The sequence below is a fragment of the Clostridium saudiense genome, assembly GCF_000577815.1.
Classification (GTDB): domain Bacteria; phylum Bacillota; class Clostridia; order Clostridiales; family Clostridiaceae; genus Clostridium; species Clostridium saudiense.
Map to the genome: position 1 here is coordinate 175930 of NZ_CBYM010000002.1, position 20559 is coordinate 196488.

General features: G+C 28.1%; 17 protein-coding genes. 2 read left to right on the top strand and 15 right to left on the bottom strand.

Annotation, left to right across the window (positions count from 1 at the left end; genetic code table 11):
- Nucleotides 1-53: 53 nt before the first annotated feature.
- The 3 genes from galT to TY07_RS02160 all read right to left on the bottom strand — a co-directional run bounded on the left by galT (nucleotide 54) and on the right by TY07_RS02160 (nucleotide 4791).
- Nucleotides 54-1577, bottom strand: coding sequence for a UDP-glucose--hexose-1-phosphate uridylyltransferase (galT, locus tag TY07_RS02150; RefSeq protein ID WP_042394599.1), 1524 nt, complete (start codon nucleotides 1575-1577; stop codon nucleotides 54-56).
- Between the two features lie 72 nt (nucleotides 1578-1649).
- Nucleotides 1650-2870, bottom strand: coding sequence for an ROK family transcriptional regulator (locus TY07_RS02155; RefSeq protein WP_042394601.1), 1221 nt, complete (start codon nucleotides 2868-2870; stop codon nucleotides 1650-1652).
- A gap of 196 nt (nucleotides 2871-3066) precedes the next feature.
- Nucleotides 3067-4791 carry a glycoside hydrolase family 13 protein gene (locus tag TY07_RS02160; protein ID WP_042394604.1) on the bottom strand — a complete coding sequence of 575 codons (1725 nt, stop codon included), beginning with the start codon at nucleotides 4789-4791 and terminating at the stop codon, nucleotides 3067-3069.
- A 129-nt stretch (nucleotides 4792-4920) separates the two neighbouring features.
- Between TY07_RS02160 and TY07_RS02165 the strand changes: the two genes are divergently transcribed.
- A complete protein-coding gene (locus TY07_RS02165; protein WP_042394607.1) occupies nucleotides 4921-5592 on the top strand; it encodes a helix-turn-helix transcriptional regulator in 672 nt (223 codons plus the stop codon).
- A 101-nt stretch (nucleotides 5593-5693) separates the two neighbouring features.
- Here TY07_RS02165 and TY07_RS02170 read toward each other — a convergent pair whose 3' ends face one another.
- The 12 genes from TY07_RS02170 to TY07_RS02225 all read right to left on the bottom strand — a co-directional run bounded on the left by TY07_RS02170 (nucleotide 5694) and on the right by TY07_RS02225 (nucleotide 19479).
- The gene (locus TY07_RS02170; RefSeq protein ID WP_042394610.1) at nucleotides 5694-6431 is read right to left on the bottom strand and encodes a GNAT family N-acetyltransferase; all 738 of its coding nucleotides are present in this window, start codon (nucleotides 6429-6431) and stop codon (nucleotides 5694-5696) included.
- Between the two features lie 22 nt (nucleotides 6432-6453).
- The gene (locus TY07_RS02175) at nucleotides 6454-7140 is read right to left on the bottom strand and encodes a YjjG family noncanonical pyrimidine nucleotidase (RefSeq protein ID WP_042394613.1); all 687 of its coding nucleotides are present in this window, start codon (nucleotides 7138-7140) and stop codon (nucleotides 6454-6456) included.
- A gap of 122 nt (nucleotides 7141-7262) precedes the next feature.
- Nucleotides 7263-7652 carry a GH36 C-terminal domain-containing protein gene (locus tag TY07_RS02180; protein ID WP_042394616.1) on the bottom strand — a complete coding sequence of 130 codons (390 nt, stop codon included), beginning with the start codon at nucleotides 7650-7652 and terminating at the stop codon, nucleotides 7263-7265.
- Nucleotides 7653-7868: 216 nt separating this feature from the next.
- On the bottom strand, nucleotides 7869-9308 hold the full coding sequence (locus tag TY07_RS02185; RefSeq protein ID WP_042394619.1) for a DEAD/DEAH box helicase: 1440 nt from the start codon (nucleotides 9306-9308) through the stop codon (nucleotides 7869-7871).
- Between the two features lie 252 nt (nucleotides 9309-9560).
- A complete protein-coding gene (locus tag TY07_RS02190) occupies nucleotides 9561-10238 on the bottom strand; it encodes a nitrite/sulfite reductase domain-containing protein (RefSeq protein ID WP_042394622.1) in 678 nt (225 codons plus the stop codon).
- Nucleotides 10239-10473: 235 nt separating this feature from the next.
- Nucleotides 10474-11295, bottom strand: a complete 822-nt coding sequence (locus tag TY07_RS02195) for a hypothetical protein (RefSeq protein ID WP_042394624.1) — start codon at nucleotides 11293-11295, stop codon at nucleotides 10474-10476.
- A 96-nt stretch (nucleotides 11296-11391) separates the two neighbouring features.
- Entirely contained in the window at nucleotides 11392-13053 is a 1662-nt protein-coding gene (locus TY07_RS02200; RefSeq protein WP_042394749.1) for a ribonuclease J, read from the bottom strand.
- A 301-nt stretch (nucleotides 13054-13354) separates the two neighbouring features.
- A complete protein-coding gene (locus tag TY07_RS02205) occupies nucleotides 13355-14509 on the bottom strand; it encodes a LysM peptidoglycan-binding domain-containing protein (protein WP_042394626.1) in 1155 nt (384 codons plus the stop codon).
- A gap of 191 nt (nucleotides 14510-14700) precedes the next feature.
- Entirely contained in the window at nucleotides 14701-16203 is a 1503-nt protein-coding gene (locus tag TY07_RS02210; protein WP_042394629.1) for a DUF1846 domain-containing protein, read from the bottom strand.
- Between the two features lie 302 nt (nucleotides 16204-16505).
- Nucleotides 16506-17840 carry a CoA-disulfide reductase gene (locus tag TY07_RS02215; protein WP_042394632.1) on the bottom strand — a complete coding sequence of 445 codons (1335 nt, stop codon included), beginning with the start codon at nucleotides 17838-17840 and terminating at the stop codon, nucleotides 16506-16508.
- A gap of 190 nt (nucleotides 17841-18030) precedes the next feature.
- Complete coding sequence (locus tag TY07_RS02220) at nucleotides 18031-18738, bottom strand: LiaF transmembrane domain-containing protein (protein WP_042394635.1); 708 nt, start codon at nucleotides 18736-18738, stop codon at nucleotides 18031-18033.
- A gap of 57 nt (nucleotides 18739-18795) precedes the next feature.
- Nucleotides 18796-19479: a DUF554 domain-containing protein gene (locus TY07_RS02225; RefSeq protein ID WP_042394638.1), complete on the bottom strand. Its 684-nt coding sequence runs from the start codon at nucleotides 19477-19479 to the stop codon at nucleotides 18796-18798.
- Nucleotides 19480-19598: 119 nt separating this feature from the next.
- On the opposite strand from TY07_RS02225, the gene zupT reads away from it, so the two are divergent.
- On the top strand, nucleotides 19599-20378 hold the full coding sequence (gene zupT / locus TY07_RS02230; protein WP_042394642.1) for a zinc transporter ZupT: 780 nt from the start codon (nucleotides 19599-19601) through the stop codon (nucleotides 20376-20378).
- Nucleotides 20379-20559 lie beyond the last annotated feature (181 nt).

Consider the following 20559-nt stretch of genomic DNA (forward strand, 5'->3'; position numbering starts at 1 on the left):
AACCTCTCTTATAACAATCTATTTATAAAATTAAATAACAAACTTATCACTATCTAAAGTACTTGGTTTAAGAATTTATCTAGTCCAGCCTGTCCTTTTTTATTTCTCTTAAATACACCAGCATCTTCAAGTACTTTTGAGAATATAAATCCAACTTCCTTTTTAAGCAATTCCTTTGCCTCAATATAATTTAATGATGAATTTTCTCTTAACATTTTTTCTATCCATGGAATATGCTTATTAATTTCATTATTTCTTTCTGCTTCTTCTCTGTTATAATCTAATTCACCACATAGTATATTAGCTATAATATCTAATTCCTTCTCTAATCGTCCTGGTAAAACAGCTAATCCCATAACTTCAATTAATCCTATATTTTCTTTCTTTATATGATGAAGTTCCTTATGTGGATGGAATATTCCATCTGGATGTTCTGCAGAAGTTCTATTATTTCTTAATACTATATCTAACTCAAAAGCATCACCTTTTCTTCTTGCTATTGGTGTTACTGTATTATGAGGTATATCTCCTGAAAATGCTAATATATCATTTTCTTCATCAGAATACATTTTCCATGCTTCAAATATATCCATTGCTGCATCTATAACTTCATTCTTATTATTTCCCTTAATTCTAACTACAGACATTGGCCATTTAACACTTCCAATTTCAAGATTTCTATATTTACTACTTTCATAGTATTTTTCTACTTTAGCCTTTTCCATTGGGAATTCATGTCTTCCACCTTGGTAATGATCATGTGTTAATATTGAACCACCTACTATTGGTAAATCCGCATTTGAACCTATAAAATAATGTGGTAAAACTTCTGTAAATTCAACAAGCCTTTCAATTGAACCTCTTGTTAATTTCATTGGCTCATGTTCACCACTAAATACAATACAATGCTCATTATAGTAAACATATGGTGAGTATTGCATAAACCACTCTCTATTATCTAAAATCATAGGTATAATTCTATGATTTTGTCTTGCTGGATGATTTAATCTACCTGCATACCCTACATTTTCTTTACAAAGAAGACATTTTGGATATGTTGATTGTTTCATTAGCTTAGCTTTTGCAATTTCTTTAGGATCTTTTTCTGGTTTAGATAAATTAACCGTTATTTCTAACTCACCATATTCTGTTTTTGCAGGCCACCAAAGATTTTTAGCTATTCTTTCTGTCATAATATAATTTGATGCTTTGCTTAAATCATAAAACCAATCTGTTGCTTTTTCCTTAGATTCATTTTCATACTTATCATAAAAACTCTTAACAACTTCACTTTCTCTTGGCATTAATAAGCCCATAATCTTAGCATCAAATAAATCTCTATGTGTTGTTGTATTTTCTTCTATTAATCCAGCCTCAACTGCATAATCTAAAATATTATTTAATATCTTAACAGGTGTCTCTTCAATTACTTCTTCTACTTCACCTTCAAATGGTTCCTCAACTTTCAATAAATCAATTAATGCATTTCTTGTTGCAATTATGTCCCACTTGGAAATCATTTCCTTACTCAATGCAAATTTTAAAAGCCTCTCAATTTCATACCCAATTTTATTCATAATCTCACCATCCACTTTTATTTTTATTTTTTAATTGATTTAACAAACTTTGGTTATTTGTCTATCTCATATTTAATTAATACTCATCCCATTAAATATTTCTTGTATTACTAATGTTGTAGCACCAACTACTGCTGCATCTCTTCCTAACATACTTTTAATTATCCTTACATTTTCACTTGAAAGCTTCATTCCTCTATTCTTGACAATTTCATTTAATGTCTCAATTGCATAGAATGTATTTTCAAATATTTCACCAACAACTACTATTGATGTAGGATTTAATATATTTATTAAATTTGTAATTGCTATTCCTATATATCTTGCTGCTTCCTTTATTATAGATATTGCTAACTCATCTTCTAACTTAGCTGCTTCAGAAATATCTTCTATTGTTAATTGATTAATATCAGCCTTTAACTCTTTTAAAACACTATTTGTACCTTGCTTAATAAGTTTAATAGCTTTTTTAGTAATATTATTATTAGATGCAACTGTCTCAAGGCATCCATAATTGCCACAATTACATTTATCTCCATCACCTTCAACAACTATATGACCTATTTCTCCTGCACTAAAATCAACCCCATAATAAGGTTTATTATTTATAATAATTCCAGCACCTATACCATTTGAAATATTCAATGTTACAAAATTTGATATATCCTTAGTAATTCCAAACCAACTTTCTCCTAAAGCCATTGCTCTAACATCATTATCAACATAAACACCTAAGTTTAATTCATTTTCTAATGCTTCTTTAATATTTATTTCCTTCCAGCCATAGTAAGGTGAGTATATAGACATTCCTGTTCTAGCATTTACTATTCCATGTAACGCTACCCCTGCCCCTAATATTTTTTCTTTTTCAATTTTACTACATTCTATAACTTCATTAATTAATTTAACTAACTCTTTAAAAACAAAATCATAATCATATCTTTCTTCATTAATTTCAATAGATTTTTTTAATATAATTTCTGCCGAAAGATTTGTTATGACAACATCTATCATCCCTACGCCAATACTTATTCCTATTACACATCTGGCATTTGGATTTAATTCTAACATTATTGGTGGCCTTCCTCCACTTGACTGTCCTACTTTACATTCAACTAAATATTCATCTTCTATAAGCATTTTAGTAATATTAGTCACACTTGCCGGCGTTAATCCTGTTATCTTTGCAACATCAGCACGTGATAAACTTCCATTATCTCTAATAACCTTAAGTACCGCTGAAACATTTAATTGCTTCATAAGTTCAAAGCTACCTCTTACTACCTTATTCATTACATCACTTCTTTATTAATTATTTTAATAAAGTCCTTAAAAAATTTTTCCCTTTTTAGGACTCATGAAATTGTTTTCTTAATTTTATATTATCATATTTTTACAGTTTGTCAATATAATTATGATTAAATTACTTCGATGTAAAATTAATTTTATCAATTCTACACCGAAGCTTATTAATGTCATTAATTTACTTTTAGTATTTAAAAACTTTAAATGATCTTTTATCTAAATTTATTTTCTTTAATTCTTGGATATTACCTGTAATTAGCTCTTTAGCACTACATTTTAAATTTAATTCTATAATAGCATCTTCATCACTATTGTTAAATATAACTATTAACTTTTCATCATTTAGTACCCTTTTAAACGCTAATAAGTTTTCATCACAATACACTTCTTCAAAATCACCATGAACAAGCGCCTTATTTGAAGCTCTAATTTTAATCATTTTTTTGTAGAAATTAAGCAACTCTTTATTTTGCTTTTCTTCATCCCAAATCATACATTTTCTGTTTTGAGGGTCATCTCCTCCATCTAAACCAACTTCATCTCCATAATAAATATATGGAACACCTAAATATAAAAATTGATATGCAATTGCTAATTTAATTCTATCTATATTACCTTCACATTCATCATAAATTCTTTTAGTATCATGACTTCCAACCAAATTCCACATTTGCTTAGTTATACTATCCATATATAAAACCCTATTTTCAGCCATTATATCTAAAAACTCTCTTGCTGTAATAATGTTTTTACCAAAGAAATCTATAATTGCATTTTTAAATGGATAGTTCATAATTCCATCTAATTGGTCCCCTTTTAAGAAAGAATTTGCTTCGTGCATTATTTCACCAATAATAACAGCATTTTTATTAGCTTTCTTAACTACCTTCCTAAAAGCTCTCCAAAATTCATGCCCAACTTCATCACAAACATCAAGTCTCCAACCATCTATTCCAATTTCTTTAATCCAATACTCTCCAACCTTAAGTAAATACTCTTTAACCTCTTCATTATTTGTATTTAATTTCGGCATATTATCACAACCGTTTGCAAATGTATAATACTTATTCTTTGACTTACTAACTGGCCATGAATCAATAAAATACCAATCCTTATATTTTGATTCTTGTTGATTTTTAATCACATCTTCAAATGCGAAAAAATCTGATCCTGAATGGTTAAAAACAGCATCAAATACTATCCTTATTCCATTACTATGTGCCTTTTCAACCAATTCTCTTGCTTCACTTAAAGTACCAAATTGAGGATCTATATCAAAGTAATCTTTTGTATTATATTTATGATTAGTTGTTGATTTAAAAATAGGCGTTAAGTAAATTAAATTTATCCCCAAATCTTTTAAATATGGCAATTTATCTATTATCCCTCTCAAATCACCCCCATACATACTTCTTTTATGAACCTTACCCTTTCCCCATGGAAGTGTTCCTTCAACATTTATATTGCTATCACCATTGCAAAATCTATCTGGGAAAATTTGATATACCACTGACTCTTGAAGCCACTTTTCTTCATAATATAAATCCTCTTCTGCTATATATGGAAATTGGAATGAATTCATATCATTATATTTAAACTCTCGATTAACAAATCCTCGTTCATTATATTCAAACCTTTGATTATTATTATCTATAAACTCAAAATAATATCTATATCTATTTCTAAACACTGAAATTTCTGCCTGATAATACGTAAACAACTCAGTTTCAGCAACAACTATCATTTTCTTTTTTAAATATGGATTTTCCCAATCATACCTATCCTTATAATAGATATAACATTCATTAACATCGTTTCTTGCTACCCTTACTCTAACTACTAATGTATCTTTATCCTTACCATAAGCATAAGGAGTATCTAAAACATGAAAAACTGCATGCTTATTCATATAACCACCTCATCTATTTTATAATATCTATATACATAATTATAAATTTTTAAGTTGAGCTAATTTGTATATTTATAATATAATAGTTATATATTTAATATATTTTATTTTAAGATGGGGGATTTTTTTATGTATGAAAGCTTTATTTCAGATTTAAATATATTTAGTAATGAATTTTCATCTTTTATCGATACTAGTGACAGGCCTGCTATACTTTATAAAATTCAACAAAAGCATATTGGTGAATTAGAAGATGATTTAAACATTGAGGATAAAAAAATAGATTTATATATTTGGAATGCTATATTTTCTAAGGAAATTATAAGACATGGTATTTCAAAGAAATACTTACATACTTTATACAATAAGTATTATGAAAAAATACCTACTTTAAATGATTTAAAAGCCTTACAAGAACTTGAACTTGAAATGGCTGAAGCATATCTTGAATTTTTAATTAGTGATGTTGAAGTGAAGGACAACTTTATAGTAAACAAGCTTCTTCAACATTTGCATATGAATATTGAAAGTTTTATGTCTCTCGATAAAATATCTGAACATTTAGGAATAACTCCTGAATATGCTTCTACTTGTTTTAAAAAGCATATGGGAATTTCTTTAATGAAATATTCTAAAAAAATTAAAATAGATAGAGCTAAGGTTTTATTACTTACAACTAATAAAAGTATGCTTGATATTGCTATATCTCTTGGCTTTTATGATCAAAGCCATTTTTCTAGAACATTTAAATCTTTTGAAGGCGTTACTCCATCAGAATTCAGAAATACACACTATATTTAATGGTTGCATCATGGTAAGGCGAAAAAATAAATAGAGTATCTTAAGGAAAGTTATATTAATTTCTGGAGATAATCTATTTATTTTTTCTTTATTAACAACTATTATATTTTTCTTATCTTCACTTCTGCAAAAGCTGGATAAAATCCTGAAGCCAATGCAACCTTTTGTGATATTATATGTGATTCTACTGTACCATAAAAAGGAACCTTTCCTCTACGTAGTATTTCATTTTTTAATGCTTTAACTACAGTCTTAGCAACACCTTTCTCTTCAGCGCCTTCTAAAACATTAATTCCAATTTGCCACATTACATCACTATCTTTACTAGCTCCAGCCATTCCCAATATATTTCCACGCTCATCAATCTTAGCTACAGCAAGTACATCTGGAAAATTATTATCAAATGCAAATGCTTCATCAAATCTATTATCATCATTAAACTGCTTTATTTCATCTTGATTATACCATTTTAAATCATTTACTATATCATCATCTATACCATATGGCAAATAATAATGATGGGTATTTTCTATTTCATATCCAAATTCATTTAACTTTTTGTCTATGATTCTTAAATTGGAATATAAAAATAGCCAATCACCATTTCCATTTGAAAACTTTTCGTTGCACCATTCTTTAATACATTCATCAGCAGATAAAATTGCCTTTCCATTAAAAACAAGTATTTTTAATATTTCTTTATCATCAGTATACCTTCTAGCACCTTCATTTAACTTAATATTTGTTATTAAATTATTTCTATTATCAAAATCCTCAACTGAACAATTATAATCCTTGGCCAACTGCTCCTTAACCTTCTTCAATATTTCTTGCTTCACGGTTTTATTTCCTCCAATTTATTTATGATAATAAATCTGCTAATTCTTTATAGCTAGACACTTCATAAGTAGGGCTTAAACCACTATTATTTTTTTCCTTGTGTATATTAAACCAACAAGTATCAATACCATAATTAATACCACCTCTTATATCAGAGCTCAAGCTATCTCCAATCATAAGAATCTCATTTTTATTTACACCTTCAATATTACTTAAAGCATATTCAAAAATTTCAGGATTTGGCTTTGAAATTCCCACCTCCTCTGAAATTACTATATCTTTAAAGTATTTTGCGATAACCGAATTTTTAACTCTTCTTTCTTGTACAATGGTAAGACCATTAGTTACAATAGAAAGAATATACTTACTACTTAAATCTTCTATAAGTTCAATTGCTCCATCTAGTAAAAAGGATCCATTACCTAAATTAATCATGTAAGCTTTTGAAAATTCTTCCTCATCAAAACCCGCATTCAACTTATCATTTAATCTTTTAAACCTTTCTATTTTTAATTTTTCTTGAGTAATTATGCCTTCCTCAAGTTCTTTCCAAATAGCAGTATTTATTTCTTTATATATACTAAAATGATACCTTTCATCATAATCAAATCCAAATTCCATCATAGTATTTTTAAAAGCTTCTCTTTCTGTTTTTTTAAAATCAAATAAAGTTTCATCTGCATCAAATAATATTACTTTGTAGTTCATAATAATTTACTCCTAAATTCTATTTCTAATTTGCTCTTATAAAGTAATTATACATTATATTTTGTAAAACAAAAAAGGAAGCCAATTTAAGCTTCCTATAAAAATTTTCACTTCATTATATTTTATATTGCCTTTAAATAAATAACACTACCTTCAATATCTCCACATAGTGTATTAATATTTACTCCTAAATTCATTAATGCCCCACCTGAAAATACTTCCCTCGTTCTTATGTTCTTATAAATTGCATCCTCTTTTAAACCTTTTAACTTTATTCTCTTTAACATTTTAGTATCCTCTAACGATACTCCTTTAAAAGTAAGAACAACTTCTAATCTATCTTTTGATATTATTTCTATACATTCTACAGCCTTATCCTTAGAAAAACCTTTTATTTTATAAAATCTTTTTCCATCCTTACTATTACATATTTCACTTTTTGAAGATCTATCTTTAATATTATTACATACTATATTAAATCTATTGTTATTTTCTATAACAGCTATTCCCATAACTAATCTGCCCCCTTGTATAATTTTTAAACTATATATTAAATATGATAATTTTTAATGTTAACGTTACCAATAGAATATACTATTTTTACCTTAATATCAATAGTTTAAATAAAAATTGTTTAATTTTCTTAATAAATGTTCATTTTTTATATTAATTATATCTACTTTTAACAAAAAGGTTGTATCAATTTTGATACAACCCTTAATACTTTATTACTTTCTTGCCTTTTCTACCTTAAGCTTTTTACCTTTTATTGTTGAATTTTTAAGTGCTTCTATAACCTTGTTTCCTTTTCCATTTAAAATATCAACATAAGATACAGTATCTTGAACATCTATTATTCCTATATCTTCGGCAGTAATTCCTTCTATTCTTGAAATAGCACCTACAAAATCTCCTGGTCTTAATTTTTTCTTTTTACCACCATTGAAATATATTTTAGTAATATTCTTATTAATTACTTTATCTTTTTCTCTTTTCATTTTTGGCTTAGACTTTAATAACTTAATAGACTCATTTCTTTTTTCAGAATTTACTTCTGGAAGTTCACTACTTACTGGAATTTTAAAACCTATGTATTCTTGAATCATATCAAGTAATCCATCTTCATATTGATTAACAAAAGATATAGCTTTCCCACTAGCTCCAGCTCTTCCTGTTCTTCCTATTCTATGTACATAAGCTTCTTTTTCAACAGGCAAATCATAGTTTATAACATGAGTAATTCCTTCAACATCAATTCCTCTTGCAGCAACATCCGTAGCTACTAAAACTCTAAAATTCCCTCTTTTAAATTTATCCATAACATCAAGTCTATCTTTTTGAAGCATACCGCCATGAATTTTATTAACTGAATAACCCTTCTTATTTAAATTTTCAAAAACCTTATCAACATTCTCTTTAGTTTTACAGAAAATAACTGCAGTTTCAGGAGCTTCACTTATCAAAAGCTTACTTAAGTTATCCAATTTATAAAACTCTTCAAATCTATATAGTTCATGTTTAATATTATCAGTTATTAGCTTTTGTGATTTTATTTCAATATTAATAGGATTCTTCATATACATATTACATAATGATATTATTTCCTCGGGAATAGTTGCTGAAAACAGCATTGTTTGTCTATTTTTGTTTAAGGTATTAATAATATCTCTTACTTGATCTATAAATCCCATGTTTAACATTTCATCTGCTTCATCAATTACTAAATATTTAATCTCTGAAGTATCTAATGTTCCTCTATCAATATGATCAAATACTCTTCCTGGAGTTCCAACAACAAAGTGTGATTTTTGCTTTAATTCTCTAGCTTGTTCTGAAAAAGGTTGTTTTCCAAATACAGCAACAGCTTTTAATCTTTTAAATCTTCCTATATTTTTAATTTCTTCTTTTACTTGAATTGCAAGTTCTCTTGTTGGAGTTAATATTAAAGCTTGTGGTTTATTTTCTTCCCAAACTACCTTTTCACTTAAAGGTATTGCAAATGCAGCTGTCTTTCCGCTCCCTGTTTGAGATTTAACTATGATATCATTTCCCTTAAGCACTTCTGGAATTACTTTATCCTGTACATCTGATGGATTTTTATATCCTATACCATCTAATGCTTTCATTATTTCATTGCATAAATTATATTTACTAAATGTATTATTCAATCTGCTTCCCTCATCTTTATAAAAATTTATTATTTCATTTAATTAGTATACCCTATATTTATGTTAAGTAAATAACTTTAACTCTCGAAATACCTTTTTATAATAAAAGAATTTCTCTTAAACACTATATATTTTGTACTACTTTTAAATATTATTTAAATTTTTCTATATAACTAGTTTAAATAATAAAAAAGCAAATATTAAAGCTGATTATGTTAATCATACTTTAATATTTGCCTCTATTATCTTAAATTATGCATTTAAAAACTCTTCAATATTTAATTGCTTTTTAAATTCTTCTAAGCCAATTCTATCTATATAATTTCCTAATCTTTCTCTTCCTTGACCATGTTCAGCATAAATATCTATTACTTTTTCAACTACATCAAAGATTTTTTCATCTGGAATATTCATAGCTATTCTATCACCTAATCTAGGAATAACTCCACCTCTTCCTCCAAGGTAAAGAATCCATCCTTTAGGTCCTCCAATTAAACCAATATCTCTTGTATGGCTATCAGCACAACTATTTGGACATCCACTTACACCTATTTTTAACTTATTAGGAAGATTTCTTCCATGGAATGCACCATCTAATTTAGATCCTATTGCAACTGAATCTTGTAATCCTCTCTTACAGAAAGTAGTTCCTGGGCATATCTTTACGCTTCTAACGCATAACCCTATAGCAGCTCCAGGTTTCATTCCTAAATCAGCCCATGCCTTATCTATATCTTCTTCCTTTATTCCAACTATAGCAATTCTTTGAGCTCCAGTAACTTTTACAGCAGAAGCATTATATCTTTCTGCAACATCAGCTATATCTCTTAATTGCTTTGGAGTAATTAAACCTCCTGTTAAATGTGGCGCTATTGCATATGTTTCCATATCCCTTTGTACTACAGCTCCTTTATCTAATAAATCTTTCATAGATAAATCTCCTTTCAATCTTATAAAAGTAAAATTTTTAATATAATAACTTTCATTTAAATATTATATATAATTTTAATTAAAAAGTAAAAAGCTATCTATACTAACAATAATGGAAACTCACTAAATTAGCCACAAGGTGTATTTATCCTAGCTATATCTAATATTCATAATATCATTTACATGTATATTACTATTCAATATTATCTTAAATTCAGTTATTTTTTTATATAATTTATTGATTAATTTTAGTCATTTCATTTAATATATAAGCTAACTTTTTACTACTTATTTCAAATACATTTTCTTTAATTTCAATCTTTACTACTTCTACTTCTTCTGAAATTTCATTAATTGAATTTCTTAATTCAATTATATTTAATCCCTTTGATTCTTTTCTACCATATCCAATATCATATTTATGTATATCGGCATCATCTTTCTTTTCAAATAAATTAAGTACACCTTTTCTATCGCAAGCTAATTTACTTTTTCCATCTTTACCTAAATCATCACTTTCAATTGCATATACAAGCTTTCCATGGAACTTCATCATAGTAAATAGAATCATTAATTCATATTGATTTTTTTCTAAAAAGTTCTCTTCACCTTTGCTATTGAAATAAGCATTTAATAAATCATATGGAACCATAACCATGGTACATTTACCTTCATCTATAGAAAACTGATAAATACCATTAAATACTCCATACTTAATTGCTTCTATAATTTCTTCACCTTTTAATGTTCTTATATATTCAACTCCATCTTTTATTAAGCCAAAATGCTTTACAAAGTCTTGTGCAAATTCTCTTTCAGAAAAAAACCACATTCCTGGCATTTTTTTATGATTTAACGCACATAATGGCTTAGCTACATTATTTTTAATATCTTCTAACGAAGATTTTTTTGAAGCTATAGTATAAACTTCTTCTAACTTTAAGAATTCACTTAAAACTTCTTCATATTTCTTTTTAAATCTCATAACATCTTCTCTTGGAGTTTTTGAAAATTCTTGCATTAACTCTTGATATTTTTTAACTGTTCCTATATTCATATTTATTACCCTTCCCCACTTTAAATGTTTACATAATAATTATACATACTTTTGTTTGCTTTATCAAATATGTAAATATAATTTTAAAAATTATATTTATGTCTCCATTATAATTGGAATTATAGTTGGTCTTCTTTTTGTTTTTTCGTAAATATAATTTTCTACTGCTTTTTTCACATTACTTTTTAATACATACCATTCAATAACACCAATCTCTAAACACTTTTCTACTTCAATTACTGATATTTCTTTAACTTTATTGATTAACTCCTCTGATTCCTTAACATATACAAATCCTCTTGTAATAACATCTGGTCCTGATACTATACTTAATGTCTCTCTTTCAATTGCAACAACTATAGTTAACATTCCATCTTGTGCTAAGTGCCTTCTATCCCTTAATACTATATTCCCAACGTCTCCAACACCCAATCCATCAACAAATACAGCTCCAGTTCTTACTTTACCTTCTTTTTTACAACCATTTTTAGTTAGTTCTAGTACATTTCCAGTTTCTAAAATAAATATATTATTTTTATCCATACCTAAATTTTCTGCCAAATCACCATGATGTTTTAAATGTCTATATTCACCATGAACAGGCATAAAATATTTAGGATTAACTAAAGTATGTATTAGCTTCAACTCCTCTTGATATGCATGACCTGATACATGCACATCTGCTAAATCTTCGTATATAACATCTGCACCTTTTCTAAACAACTCATTTATAACCCTAGAAATAAGTTTATCATTTCCAGGGATTGGAGAAGCAGAAATTATAAAAGTATCTTCATGCTCTATAGCTATTTTCCTATGATTAGAAAATGCTATTCTTGCTAAAGATGCCATTGGTTCTCCTTGACTTCCAGTTGTAATTAATGTGATTTTACTATTATCGTAATCTTTTAAATCATCAATACTTAATACACTATTCTCAGGTATATGCAGATATCCTAGTTCCATTGCAACTTTTGATATATTCTCCATACTTCTTCCATTAAAAACAACCTTTCTTTTATTTTTAATAGAAGCATCAACAATTTGTTGCATTCTATGTATATTAGATGCAAAAGTTGCTACAATAACTCTTCCTCTAGCTTTACTAATAATTCTATCTAATGTGTGCCCTATACTTTTCTCTGATAAAGAATGTCCCTTTCTTTCAACATTAGTACTATCTGCCATAAGTAAAGTTACTCCTTCTTTACCTAAATTAGATATCCTTTGCAAATCCATTGTTTCTCCATCGATTGGTGTATAATCTATTTTAAAGTCCCCTGTATGTAATATTGTACCAACTGGAGTAAATATAGCTAAGCTACAAGAGTCAGCTATACTATGGGTGTTTCTTATAAATTCAACCTTAAACTTATCAAATTTAATTATATCTCCAGCTTCAACATTATGTAATTTAACTTCTGATAGTAAATTATGTTCTTCTAACTTTGTCTTTACTATACCTATAGTCAATTTAGTTCCATATATGGGTACATTCACTTCTTTTAGTACATATGGTAATGACCCTATATGGTCCTCATGTCCATGTGTTAAGAATATACCTTTTATCTTTTTAACATTATTCTTCAAATACGATATATCTGGTATTATTAAATCTACCCCGTACATCTCTTCATCTGGAAATGCTATTCCACAATCAACAACAATAATTTCATCATCACATTCAAAAACTGTAATATTTTTACCTATTTCCCCTAGTCCACCAAGGGGAATTATTTTTACTTTTTCTTCCCTCATTAAAACAGTTCCTTTCGCTACTTTATTAATTTCCTTATATTTATTATTCCTTGCCAATTTATTAGTTATTCTTCGTTTTATTAACAAATAATATTTTAGCAAAGAGTTAGTCAATATAACTCTCATCGCCATTTAGTACTTTTGCCATATTATTTAGTATTCATTAATGTATCTTCTACTACCAAATCTTAAATTACGCTTAAAAATTTCTATTAATCTAAAATTAAAAGTGAATAGTTATAAGCAATATATACTAACCATTCACTTTATCCTAAAATTTAAAAACCTTATCTCTTAATTGTTATATTTTTAATACTTGTCCTACATATATTAAGTTTGGATTTGATATTCCATTTATAGCTACTAAATGATTAACTGTTGTTCCAAATTTCAATGCTATTCCACTTAGAGTATCTCCTGATTGTACTGTATAGGTTGTAACTGTAGAATTTGATGTTGATTCAGATCCTGATACTGGAATCTTGAGTACTTGTCCTACATATATTAAATTTGGATTTGATATTCCATTTAAGGCTACTAAAGTATTCACTGTTGTTCCATACTCTTCTGCTATCCCACTTAATGTGTCTCCTGCTTGTACTGTATAGTTTATTGTAGATGATGTTGATACACTTGCTCCTGATCCTGTTGCTGGAATTTTTAGTACTTGCCCTACATATATTAAATTTGGATTTGATATTCCATTTAAAGCTACTAAAGTATTTACTGTTGTTCCATATTCCTCTGCTATTCCACTTAATGTATTTCCTGATTGTACTGTATAATAAATATAACTACTATTTGAATTAGAATTAGAATTATTATTAGTACTGCTACTATCCCCTACAATCCTACTACTTTCTTCTAATAACATTTCTTCAGTAAATACATCCATATCTACATTTCCACTAACACCGGCTACACTACCAGTATCTGAATATTGCCATCCAGCATGACTATTTCCCCATATAGGATTACCTTGTGGAGAATTCACACCATATTCTGCTATCCATAAAGGATAATTCTCTAATCCATATCCGGACACTATATTATTATTAGCAAAGCTCACATAAGTATATATAGCTACTTCTGTGTTTGTAAGCGCTTTTACCTTTTCTAAAAATTCAACAGCTAATTCTGATAATTCGCTAGCTCCATAGTTTCCTGCCTTCTCTAAGTCTAAAACAAGCTTACAGTTACTAGTTAGTCCCTTTATAGCATTTGTAAAATATTGTGCTTGAGCATCTACTGAAACTGCTGGATCAAAGAAATGATAAAATCCAACTAATAATCCATTGCTAATCGCACCATTATAAAATTCTTGTAAATAAGAATCTATAAAATAATTCCCTTGAGATGCTAATATATATACTATTTGTGTTCCGCTATTTTTTACTTGTGAAAAATCTATACTACCTTGCCAATTGCTTATATCTATTCCTGTGTAATTTGCCATATTAAGCTCCTCCTTAGTTATATAATTTATCCTTAATTTTATAATATTCCGACATATAAAATTAGTGATTATAAATTATTAACTTTTAATTTTTTGGAGTTATACCAAGGCTTACTTTTCAAACAAAAAAGAGTTAACTATATTTTTTAAAATATAGTTAACTCCTTATATAATATTATTGAATATACTTATTAATTATTATAGAAAAGACTTTCTGACGCATATTCTGCATCACATGTTACATCAATTCCAAGTTTTCTAAATGTTTGCTCATCACTAGTTGGTAATATTGTTGTTGAATGAGCTTGACAATTTTTAAGCATAGCTAACTTTTCCATTGCTACTTGAGCTGTAGGATTAGTTGCAGCTGAAATACTTAAAGCAATTAATACTTCTTCACAATTTAATGATACTTTTTTATTTCCTAATGTTTTAGATTTTAAATCTAAAATTGGTTCTAAAATAACTGGTGAAATTAAGTGCATATCATCAGCAATATTAGCTAAATATTTTATTGAATTTAATAAGGCTGCTGCAGAAGCATCTAATAATTCTGACCCCTTACCTGTAAGAATAGTTCCATCTTCTAACTCAATAGCAACTGCTGTACAGATATCACTATTTAATTCTTTTAATTTAATAGCACGTTCTCTTGCTGGAAGAACAACATTTCTATCTTCTTCTTTTAGGTTAACTTGTTCCATTATAAGCTTTGCATGTTCAAATGTTTCCTTATCAACATAACCTTTTTTATATTCACAACCAGTCTTAAAATATCTTCTTATTATTTCTTGTCTTGAAGCCTCTTTAACAACTTCATCATCAACTATACCAAAACCAACTCTATTAACTCCCATATCAGTTGGTGATTTATAAACTGATTCTTTTCCTGTTATCTTTTCAATAATTCTCTTAAGTACAGGGAATGTTTCTAAATCTCTGTTATAGTTAACTGCAGTTTCTCCATAAGCTTCTAAATGGAAGTAATCTATCATGTTAACATCCTTTAAGTCAACTGTTGCAGCTTCATAAGCTATATTTAATGGATGCTTTAATGGAACATTCCATACTGGGAATGTTTCAAACTTAGAATATCCAGCAACATTTCCTCTTTTATTTTCATGATATAATTGGCTTAAACATGTAGCAAGCTTTCCACTTCCTGGCCCTGGTGCAGTAACAACCACTATTGGCTTACTAGTTTCTATATAAGGGTTCTTACCATATCCTTCTTCACTAACTATAGTATCAACATCTGTTGGATACCCTTTAGTAGCTCTATGCTTATAAACTTTTATTCCACGTCTTTCTAATTTGTTAATGAAAACAGTAGTTGAAGGTTGATCATTATATCTAGTTATTACAACTGAATTTACTTCTAGATCATAGCTTCTTAAATCGTCAATTAATCTTAAAACATCCATGTCATAAGTAATTCCGAAATCGCCTCTTATTTTATTTCTTTCTATATCTCCTGCATAAACACAAATAACTACTTCTACATTTTCTCTTAATTTATGTAATAATTTAATTTTTGCATTTTCATCAAATCCAGGTAAAACTCTTTTTGCATGTAAATCAAATAAAAGTTTTCCACCAAACTCTAAGTATAGCTTATCGTAGTTATTAACTCTTTCTAATATGTACTTAGATTGCTCTTCTAAATATTTTTCATGATCAAATCCTATTTTCATATGTCCACTCCTAATTTTATAGTTTTTTTTTAGTATGAATTGTTTCTATTATGAAACCACTCATACTAGCTGTAACTATTAATAATAAAATTTTGTTTTTATTATTATTTAGGCACAAAATCTATAATATTATTACACAAATTCTTGATAAAGTAAATCATAAAATACGAATTTTTTATTATAAATTTTTTTTATAATTCGCTAGTTGTGAAATACTCTAATCTGACATTGATTTATAGCTAATTACACAAAAAATGACAAGTCTTTAACTTGTCATTTTTATCTCCCACTTAGGTACAACTTTATTTACTTACGTTACCTGCAACATTTAAAACATCCCATGTTCTTGCAAATGGTGGTGAATAGCAAAGATCTAACATTCCTAATTGATCTGTTGTCATCTTTGCATAAATACAAGCAGCTAATACATTACATCTTTGAACTGCATCTTTATATCCTGCTACTTGACCACCTAAAATTACTTTAGTATGTGCATCATATATTAACTTAACATAAATTCTTTCTCTACCTGGATAGTAACTAGTTTGATTCATATCTGTTATAAATTTAGTTTTATAATTAAACCCTAAATCTAAAACTTCTTTTTCTGAAAGTCCAGTTCTTGCTGCTTCCATATTCATAACCTTTATACAGCTAGATGCTAGTGATCCTTGGAATGAGTTATTTTGACCTGCTAAATTTTCACCAACTATTCTTCCAAGCTTATTAGCTCCTGTTGCAAGAGGTACATATACTTCTTTATCAGTAATTAAACTGTTTATAGTTGCACAATCTCCTGCAGAATATACATCTTCTACTGATGTTCTTCCATATTTATCAACTACGATTGCACCATTTCTAATCATTTTTATTTCATCTGGATTTAAGAAGTCAGTATTTGGTCTTACACCTGTAGCAAGTATAACTATATCTGCTTCTATTTCTCTTTTATCAGTTTTAACCTTAGAAACTCTTCCATCACCAATAAGCTCAGTTACAGTTTCTGATAATAAAAGATTAACTCCACTCTCTCTTAACTCTTCTTCTAAAAGATCAGTTATATCTTTATCAAATACTTCTTGAAGAACTCTGTCTTGAAGTTGAATAACAGTAACTTCTTTACCTCTATGCTTTGCAGCTTCAACAGCTTCAAGTCCAATAAAACCAGCACCTATGATAGCAACTTTTTTATATTCTTCATTTGCCATTAATTCTCTTAATTTATTACCATCATCCATTGATTTTAATGTAACTACATTTTCTAAGTTAACATTTTTTATTGGTGGTATAATTGCTCTTGCACCACTTGCAATCATTAACTTATCATAGCTTTCTTCTATTATTTCATTACTATCAAGTTTCTTTATTGTTAACTTTTTATTAGCGAAATCTACATTTGTTACTTCATGCTTTGTATGTATTTCTACACCTGATTGTCTAAATGCTTCTGGAGTTCTTGCTATCATTTCATTTGAATCTTCAAAGAATCCTCCAACATAATATGGAAGCCCACATGCTCCAAAAGATACTATGTCTCCCTTTTCATAAACTACTACATCATCATTTGGTGAAAGTCTTTTAAATTTAGCTGCAGCACTCATTCCTGCTGCTATACCACCGATGATTACAACCTTCATCTAAAACACCATCCTCTTATTACAATTAAAATCTTAATTATTTATAGTTTACTCTTTATCTTATGTTAATATCAAAATAAACCACATATTAAGTAATATTTATTATCATTATAAATGAAATAAAAAAAAATAATAGTCCTAAATTTAGAACCATTACTTTTATTTGTAATAATTTAATTATTTTTTAGTTTTACTTAACTTCAATTCCACCTAAAACTGCAGTATACTTAATCCTTACTTTTGGTCCTGATAAAGCATTTCTATTTATTTTATGCTCAAATCCACCAAGTATAGGTGTCCCTGAAATTATTTCCACTCTAACATTATCAGGTAAAAATATATCTATACCGCCTAAAACTGCAGTAAGCTCTAATACTATATCTTCTGTTATTTTAGCTTCTCTTAAATCTATACCTAAGCCACCAAGTATTGCTTCTGCAACAATTCCCTTTAAATCTTCAGATGTATTCTTATAATCTCCTCCACCTAAAATTGCAGTATATCTTGGATATTGAGTTGAATCATACATATAAGATTTACTCTTAATATCTTCATCTGATTCAATTCCTCTTTTTTTCCCTGATCTAAAAAATGTTGCTAGTATAGAAATACCTATAGCTACTAATATTAATGGAAAAACTAATTTCCACATAACTCTTCCACTTATAATATCTAAACTATCAAAAAGTAATATAATTCCTACTATAATTAGTACCCCTGATCCCCAATTAAATCCATATCTAACCATAGATATTAATCCAGGTATAATTAAAAATAAAGTCCACCAACCCGGGAAAAATATATCTATATCCCAGATATCAAGTGCATTTCCACCAAATATAATACCAACCGCTACAAATAATAATCCCCAAATAAGCGCTGAATAATCTTTTTTCATCATTTACCTCCCAATATTTTACTCCCACCTATATAATAGCATATATTATAATACAATCTAAATAAATATTTGAAAAAGTATTGGCAAGAATATAGCCGGTAGTAAATTTGCTACCTTTATTTTAGTTACTCCTAGCATGTTAAATCCAAGTCCTACAATTAATAATCCACCAATTGCACTCATATTTGTAATTACTGTAGTACTTAAAACTCCAGATAAAATTCCTGCTCCTAACGTTATTGCCCCTTGATATATAAATACAGTTACTGCAGAGAATATTACACCTATTCCCAAAGATGATGTAAAGATAATAGATGATATTCCATCTAAAATTGATTTAGTAAATAAAGTATCATGGTTACCCTTAAGTCCACTTTCTAATGCCCCAACTATGGCCATAGCTCCAACACAAAATAAAAGACTTGATGTTACAAATCCTTCCGCTAATGATATATTATTACCTTTTTTACTTTTAAATTTACTTTCTAAGTAATCTCCCAGTTTATTTAACCATTTATCAATATCTATAACTTCTCCAATTAAAGCCCCTATAGCTATTGATATAATCATTATTAAAGTATCTTCTCCTTTTAAAGCTCCTGATATCCCTATGTATAGTACACATAATGCTAATCCATTCATTATTGTTGTACTTATTTTTTCTGTTAATCTTCCCTTTAGCAAAAGACCAACTAAGCAACCAACCATTACTGCTATTGAATTTACTATAGTTCCTAACATATTTACCCCCTTATTAGTTTACTTCATATAATTATACCAATATTTTGTAATTTTTTATATTCTTTTTATATACTCTCTCTCATAAAATAATTATGTAACAATAATTTGAGAGGTGTGAAATGTTTGATAACAACTCATTATTTCCCTTGCTTCTTTCTACTATAGCAGGATTATCTACTGTTTTAGGAGCTATCATCATATTTTTTACTAAGTCAAGAAATGAAAAATTTTTAACATTTGCTCTTGGCTTTTCTGCCGGTGTAATGATTGCCGTATCATTTACTGATTTATTTCCTACTGCCCAAACCGCTATATCTAAATATCATGGAAATACACCTGGAGTACTATGGTCTATTTTATTCATGTTGATTGGTGCTATAATGGCCTATTTAATAGACCTTTTAATTCCAGAAGGTAACAGCAACAAAATTGCTCAATATGATAATAACTTTGATATTTTCCGAGTTGGCTTAGTATCAACTATCGCTTTGATGATACATAACTTTCCTGAAGGTATAGCAACTTTCGTTTCTGGTTATCAAGATACTACACTTGGAATCACTGTAACACTTGCAATTGCACTCCATAACATACCTGAAGGTATCGCAATTGCCATGCCAATTTATTTTGCAAGCAAAAGTAGAGCCAAGGCTCTTAAGTACTCTTTTATTTCTGGTATGGCAGAGCCATTTGGAGCTTTAATTGCATTCATATGTTTAAAACCATTTATTAATGATCTTATTTTAGGAATCATCTTTGCTGTTGTTTGTGGAATAATGTTATATATCTCTTTTGCAGAGCTTATTCCCTCCTCCCAAAAGTATGGTTATTCTAAAATTGCATTAATATCAATTTTTCTAGGCTTTTGTGTAATGCCTTTAACCCATATTTTCGTTTAAGTTTAATATACACTATTTAAATAAATGTATATTTTTTCATCTTTTATAATTATAATAATATAAGATTGTTTTTAGGAGGATTATATGATTTTATTAGCCACAATTGCACTAGTTGGAATTGGATATACTTTAATTGAAATTGCATATAATTTCATAAATAATATTACAATTCCCTAAAAAA